This window comes from Lutibacter sp. (assembly GCF_033723435.1).
Taxonomy (GTDB): domain Bacteria; phylum Bacteroidota; class Bacteroidia; order Flavobacteriales; family Flavobacteriaceae; genus Lutibacter.
The window spans coordinates 227,301-233,966 of the sequence record NZ_JAWVXC010000005.1 but is presented as its reverse complement, the minus strand read 5'-3'; the positions used below and the strand labels follow the sequence as shown (position 1 = coordinate 233,966).

5 protein-coding genes are annotated in these 6,666 nt (G+C 30.6%); 3 read left to right on the top strand and 2 right to left on the bottom strand.

Annotated features, from left to right (window positions below; genetic code table 11):
• The coding region (locus R3342_RS09620; RefSeq protein ID WP_318939823.1) for a reprolysin-like metallopeptidase at positions 1–3,405 on the bottom strand (3,405 nt) is incomplete at its 3' end.
• 127 nt (positions 3,406–3,532) lie between these two features.
• Between R3342_RS09620 and R3342_RS09615 the strand changes: the two genes are divergently transcribed.
• The 3 genes from R3342_RS09615 (at position 3,533) to serS (ending at position 6,370) form a co-directional block, all read left to right on the top strand.
• The gene (locus R3342_RS09615; RefSeq protein WP_318939822.1) at positions 3,533–4,471 is read left to right on the top strand and encodes a bifunctional riboflavin kinase/FAD synthetase; all 939 of its coding nucleotides are present in this window, start codon (positions 3,533–3,535) and stop codon (positions 4,469–4,471) included.
• Positions 4,472–4,489: 18 nt separating this feature from the next.
• Complete coding sequence (locus R3342_RS09610; RefSeq protein WP_318939821.1) at positions 4,490–5,023, top strand: hypothetical protein; 534 nt, start codon at positions 4,490–4,492, stop codon at positions 5,021–5,023.
• A 72-nt stretch (positions 5,024–5,095) separates the two neighbouring features.
• Positions 5,096–6,370, top strand: coding sequence for a serine--tRNA ligase (gene serS, locus R3342_RS09605; RefSeq protein ID WP_318939820.1), 1,275 nt, complete (start codon positions 5,096–5,098; stop codon positions 6,368–6,370).
• Here serS and R3342_RS09600 read toward each other — a convergent pair.
• Positions 6,363–6,506, bottom strand: coding sequence for a hypothetical protein (locus R3342_RS09600; RefSeq protein ID WP_318939819.1), 144 nt, complete (start codon positions 6,504–6,506; stop codon positions 6,363–6,365). The genes serS and R3342_RS09600 overlap by 8 nt on opposite strands.
• Between the last annotated feature and the right edge of the window lie 160 nt (positions 6,507–6,666).

Here is a 6,666-nt window from a genome sequence, read left to right as displayed (position 1 = left end):
TTCGTTACCATTTACATATACTTTGTAAGGAGCTGTTCCTTGTTCTATTTCAACAGTAGCTCTATTCGCTTTTACACTAGATTTCCCTGAAACTGTGGTTCCTGCTATTACTTCTACTACAAAACATTGCTCGTAATTCTCCGTAGGGACAGTCACACATACGTTATAAACATCTGGTGCTAAATTTTCAAATAGATAATTATTTGTGAAATTTTGAGTATCTGTAAAACTTGTATTAGTGCCATTTATAGTAACTACATAGTTTTGGGTTGATTGTGCTGTGATATTAATTTGGCCATTGTTTTTATCTGGACACGTTTCACTGGTTACTTGCACATTGAAATTATCGGTTGGTAATGAATAACCGCTCGGAACTCCACAAATTTGAATAGACCAATTATCAATTGTACCAACATCAGCAGCACCAGAATCTACTACTTTTAAAGTCCAATTACCTGATGACATTTCATTATTAAAACTTGATAAATTCCCCTGTGGTTTATATGTTCCTGTAAAAGGAGCTATACCTAAATTAATATCATTTGTGCCATCATCATCAAAAGTTGTATTTGTATAATTTTCTCCACTTCCTCCATTTCCAGAAGATAGTATAATAACAGTCCCTTGCGGACTTGTTAAAGTAAATGCTAAATCAGCATCATATGTGTGTGTTATATTTACAGTTACATTAACATCTGTAATTAATTTATTTTGAGGGAAATTAATTATAGAACTTACCCCTGTAGCACTATTATCTGGAATATTTAATGGAGTATCTGATGAAGTATTTATATCACAGGTTTCATTTGCTGTAGTAAAATTAAAAACAGTTGAAAAAGGGCTTTGAACGCAAATATTATTAGCTCTAACTCTCCAATAATACGTAGTATTAATATTAAGTGTTTGAGGAGTAAATGTATTAATATTAACCGTTGCTGACTCCACTATATTCGTAAAAGCACTATCTGTGGCAATTTCAATATCATAATTAATTGCGTTTACATTACTATTCCAATTTAAAGTATAGGGTTTTAAAACTCCCACTTCATTATTTGTTGGTGAACTTAAAGCTGGAGCCGCTAAATTAGAAGTATAGACATTTAAATTCACTGATGTATTTTTAGTAACAGAAGTAGATGTCCCTGTAACTGCAATTTGTGAGTTTCCTAAATTAGCATCTGTAATTCCAGAAACTGTCATTTGAACATTTGTGCCATCAGTTGTTGCTGTAGTTGGATTAAAAGTAACTGTAGTTCCTGCAGGGTTACCTGTTGCAGAAAAAGTAGTAGTTTCATTAAACCCATTAAAAGTATTATACGTGAAATTGTAAACTGCATTATTTGGCGAACAAACAGAATTAGATGTAGAACTAAAATTCATTATAAATTCTGAAGCTTGAATAGAAATATCCGAGGCATTCATTGCATAAAATACGTTATTAGCACTTTCTACTATAATTCTTCCCTTTGTAGTTGTAACATTTGGGACTACAACAGTATTAGTACCATTATTAGAAATATTTGAAGCCAAAGTAATTGGATATGTGTAACCTCCATCTGTTGACAATAAAATATTCACAAATGAACAACTAACAGGCGAAATATCAGTATTTGCCACATCCCAAGTTATAGTCTGAGATGTACCTGCAGACCAGGTTTCGTTGGTCGCTTGTGAAGTAACTTTAAATGGCCCCGAATTTACGTCAAATGTTAATGTGCTCTCTTGACTTGCAGTTTGTCCACCGCTTAGATTATTATCTCTAACATTTACCCCAAAGTTCATCGTTCTACTAACTGCAGGAATAACTTCCCATGTGTTTGATAGGGCTCCAGAGATAACTGTATTTTGGTCTGGAAAATATCTTTTAGGTGAAGTACTGGGTCCAACAGATTTAAAATCTGGTCCGCTTACATCTGTCGAAGCTAATGGGTAGTTAGTAATACCACTTGCATCTAATTGTTCCCAAGTATAAGTTAAACTATCTCCATCAGGGTCTGTAGCATTTGCTGTTAAAACAAAAGGGGTTAAAATCGGTACTGAGTAATTTGATAATGCATTAACTACAGGTACACTATTACCAGTAGCAGTAACATTAGCACAAGTACTATTTCCGACTGAAATATTTGCCCACATTTCTCTAATACTAATTAAATGGAAGTAATCGTCACTATTCGTTTGAATATTTTGAGGGGCACAAATTCCTGCATATGCCATAATAGTAGAACCACTACCTGGTTCAACCGCTGTAGCATCATTTCTGTTAGGAGGGGCACAATTACCCGCATCTCCATTAAATGTATGATGAGCTCCGTATTGATGACCCATTTCATGTGCTACAAAATCAATATCATAAGCATCTCCTATCGGATTGCTTGTTCCCGTAACTCCCTTAGCTTTATCAATTGTACAAGGTGTATTTAATTGTGCTAACCCCCCTCCTCCAGTAGAAAATGTATGCCCAATATCATAATTAGAAGAGCCAATATAGATATCAATAATAGATTGACTTTCATCAATTAATTTTGAACTATCATCATTAGTAAAAGGGTCCGTTGTTCCATCTAAATAAATAATATCTGTTTCGTTAGCTACTAAAACCATGGTTAATGCAACATCTCTTTCAAAAATACCATTAACCCTAGTCATTGTTGTATTAATTGCAGATAAAACTGCGGCTTTTTTTTCTGCATCAGTGGCATTTACACTTATCCCTTGATTATTTAATTGATATTGTGAATATTCTCCTGTAGTCGCAACTGCCAACCTAAATGTTCTTAAATTTCCATCATTTGCATTACTAGTTTTTGCACTATAACTACTTTTTAAAGTTGTTGTAACTTTGGAAGTATTAAACTCATCAAATCTACACTCAAAAGGAGCTATTTTTGGTAAACTTTTTTTATTATAAACAATGTAATTATCCTTATTTGAAGTGTATGGATCAATATAAATAGTTCCTCCAGATTTTTTAAAAATCATACCATGAAAACCATCATTTGAAATACTAAATCGAATAGTCTTCCCCTTGTTTGTAATACTTTTCCCTACATAAGATCTAATATTTGGATATTTTTTTTGTAACGCTGGCGACAAAATAGAGGCTTCAAAAACTTGATATTTTTCTAAAGTTCCATCTTCATTTGGAAAGCTTAAAATTTTATTAGATACTTTAGCTTTAGTGTTTCTTTTTGCAACATTTCCTAATAAATTTTTAACTCTATTTATATCTAATTGATAAGTTTTAAATTTTTTAGGAATTGTTTTCCTGTAAACCATTTTTTGTCCTTTTTCACTATTAAAGGAAGCTTTAGTCCAAATATTGGTTTTATTCTGTCCGTTTCCATTAAAAACAATTGCTATTAAAAACAGGGTTAAGAAAATGGTTTTTTTACAAAAAGTTGTCATAAGCCTTTTATTTTGGAGTATTTAGGATGTAACAAATATAATTTTAAAAATTTGATATTCCCAAAGTAAACAAATTATGTTTTAATTAAATACAGTATTTTTGTTTTTTATTTCAAATTTATTTTAGTTGAAAATACTTACAAATTTATCATCATTTAACGAAACAGCTCCTTCATATGTTACTATTGGTACATTTGACGGGGTTCATATTGGGCATCAAAAAGTGTTAAAAAAGCTAGTTAAAAGTGCAAAAAAAAATAATGCAACACCTATTTTACTTACTTTTTTCCCTCACCCTAGAATGGTTCTGCAAAAAGAAATTGGCATTAAATTAATTAACACTATTGATGAGCGAATTCAGTTATTAGAAAAAACCGGAATTGAAACTTTAGTCGTTTACCCTTTTGATGAAGATTTTGCTAACCAAACAGCCTTAAATTTTGTAAGAAATTTTTTAGTTGCTAAATTAAATATTGCCAAATTATTTATTGGATATGACCATAGATTCGGAAAAAATAGAGAAGGTGATTTTGAGCATTTAAAGGAATATGGTTATACCTATAATTTTAGCGTAAAAGAAATTTCAAAATTAGATATAAATAATATTGGGGTTAGCTCTACCAAAATTAGAAAAGCTATTGAAAATGGAGAAATCACCAAGGCTAATCAATATTTAGGTTACCATTTTATGCTTACTGGGAAAGTAGTAGAAGGTAAAAATTTAGGAGAAAAAATTGGGTTTCCAACTGCAAATTTATTTATTAAGGAAACCTATAAACTTATACCTAAAACTGGTGCTTATATCGTAAAATCAACCATAGATAATGAAGTTATTTATGGCATGATGAACATTGGTTTTAGACCTACACTAAAAGGAAAACATCAAACTATTGAAATTCACTTTTTTAATTTCAAAAAAGATTTATATACTAAAACTATTCAAATTGAAGTTTTAAAGTTTTTACGTGATGAACAAAAATTTGAATCCATTCAAAATTTGAAAAAACAGTTACAAACCGACAAGCAAAATTCATTAAAATATATTCGTGGCACTTTTATTGATTAATTCTTTAAAAATAACTATATGAAAATATTTCTATCGCTTATTATACTATTTTTTGCATCATGCAATGCTAATAAAAACTTAAGTTTTGTTGTTAAAAACCCAATTCAAGTAAATGCAAAAAATTGTGCGCCAAACGGCAAATGTGAATTAAGTCTAACGCCAAATAAGAGCCTTGTTTTTAACAAAGATAAATTTGGGAATTTATATCCTGAAATTTCTAAAGGAGAAAACACTTTATTAACGTACACTTTTAAGCGTAATCCAATAAAAAACACACAAGACAGTAATTACACTGAAATTATTTACGCAACTTTACCTAAAAACATAAAAGAAATTTCATTAGCAAACAGTGAACTAAAACAAGTAAATTTACACTTTGCTCGTTTGTGTTTTTGTAAAGGAGAAACTGGCTATTATCCTATAGGAAATGGAACTTTTAAGTTAACCAAAACAAGTAAAGATTCCATAAAAATAACGTGTGAATTTAAAGTTAAAAATATTCCACAAGTAGTTTCTTCTTTTGAAGAAACTGTTTCCTTAAAATCAAATTAGCAACAAGTCCATTTTTTCTAGTTAGGTTTAATTGCAATTTCTTAAATTTGCCCTTAATTTAAGGAGATAATAATGTTACAAGTAGCTTTTATTAGAGAAAATAAGGAAACCGTTTTAAGCGGATTAGCTAAACGAAATTTTAAAAATGCTGAAGAAATTGTTAATCAAACTATTTTAGCAGATGAACAACGAAGAGCAACTCAAGCTGAGTTGGATGCAGTTTTAGCCGAATCCAATAAATTATCAAAAGATATTGGTATTTTATTTAAAAACGGTGAACGAGAAAAAGCCGAAATTTTAAAGCTTAAAACTGCACAGTTAAAAGATACTTCTAAAGAGTTATCTGATAAACTTCAAGAAAAAACAACAGAATTACAAAATCTATTGTATTTAATTCCTAACATTCCTAATGAAATTGTTCCCGCAGGAAATTCAGAGGAAGATAATGAAACTGTTTTTGAAGAAGGAGAAATTCCAACTTTATCCGAAGGCGCTTTACCTCATTGGGAACTTGCTAAAAAATATGATATTATAGATTTTGAGCTAGGTAATAAAATAACTGGTGCCGGTTTTCCTGTATATAAAGGTAAAGGTGCTAGATTACAACGTGCCTTAATCAATTATTTTTTAGACAAAAACAGTAAAGCTGGTTATCAAGAAGTGCAAGTACCTCATTTAGTAAATGAAGCTTCTGGTTTTGGAACTGGGCAATTACCTGATAAAGAAGGTCAAATGTACCATGATGCACAAGACAATTTGTATTTAATACCAACTGCCGAAGTACCTGTTACTAATATTTTTAGAGATGTAATTTTAAAAGAAAGTGATTTTCCTATCTGTAAAACAGCTTATACGCCTTGTTTTAGACGTGAAGCTGGATCATACGGAGCGCATGTTAGAGGTTTAAACCGATTGCATCAATTTGATAAAGTTGAGATTGTTCGCATTGAGCATCCAAAAAATTCTTACGAAGCCTTAGATGCAATGTTAGCTCATGTAAAAGATATTTTAAACGAATTAAAATTACCTTATCGTATTTTACGATTATGTGGTGGAGATATAGGTTTTACTTCTGCTTTAACTTATGATTTTGAAGTGTTTTCAACAGCTCAAAACCGTTGGTTAGAAATTAGTTCCGTTTCAAATTTTGAAACCTTTCAGGCTAATCGTCTTAAACTTCGATTTAAAAATGCGGATGGTAAAACAGAATTAGCACACACATTAAACGGAAGTTCGTTAGCGTTGCCACGTGTTCTAGCTGGTTTATTAGAAAATTACCAAACACCTGAAGGAATTAAAATTCCAGAAGTGTTAGTTCCTTATTGTGGATTTGATATAATCAATTAGCTTGAACAGCTACCATTAAGTTTTTATAATAATTCATTTCAATTAAAGCATCAACATAGGCGTTTAATTGACCGTTATTCATAAAATTTAGCGATTTGTTTTTAGCCTTTTCGTATAATTTGGTTAGTTCTTTCATAATTAATGTTTTTTGACTTATTTTAATTAAGACAATTTTCGTGCCAAAAGGTTACAGCATAATTTTCTAAATTGGCCTATTTTATAAAAAATTTAACACTCGTTTACCTATCTTTGAAATTGAAATAATGATTTTATGCGAAAATTTATATTCTTATTGC

What these genes read in the sequence shown, in the direction of transcription:
- R3342_RS09610 (WP_318939821.1), top strand. Translation starts at nt 4,490, where the DNA reads ATGAAAATATTTCTATCGCTTATTATACTATTTTTTGCATCATGCAAT.
- serS (WP_318939820.1), top strand. Translation starts at nt 5,096, where the DNA reads ATGTTACAAGTAGCTTTTATTAGAGAAAATAAGGAAACCGTTTTAAGC.
- R3342_RS09600 (WP_318939819.1), bottom strand. Translation starts at nt 6,506, where the DNA reads ATGAAAGAACTAACCAAATTATACGAAAAGGCTAAAAACAAATCGCTA.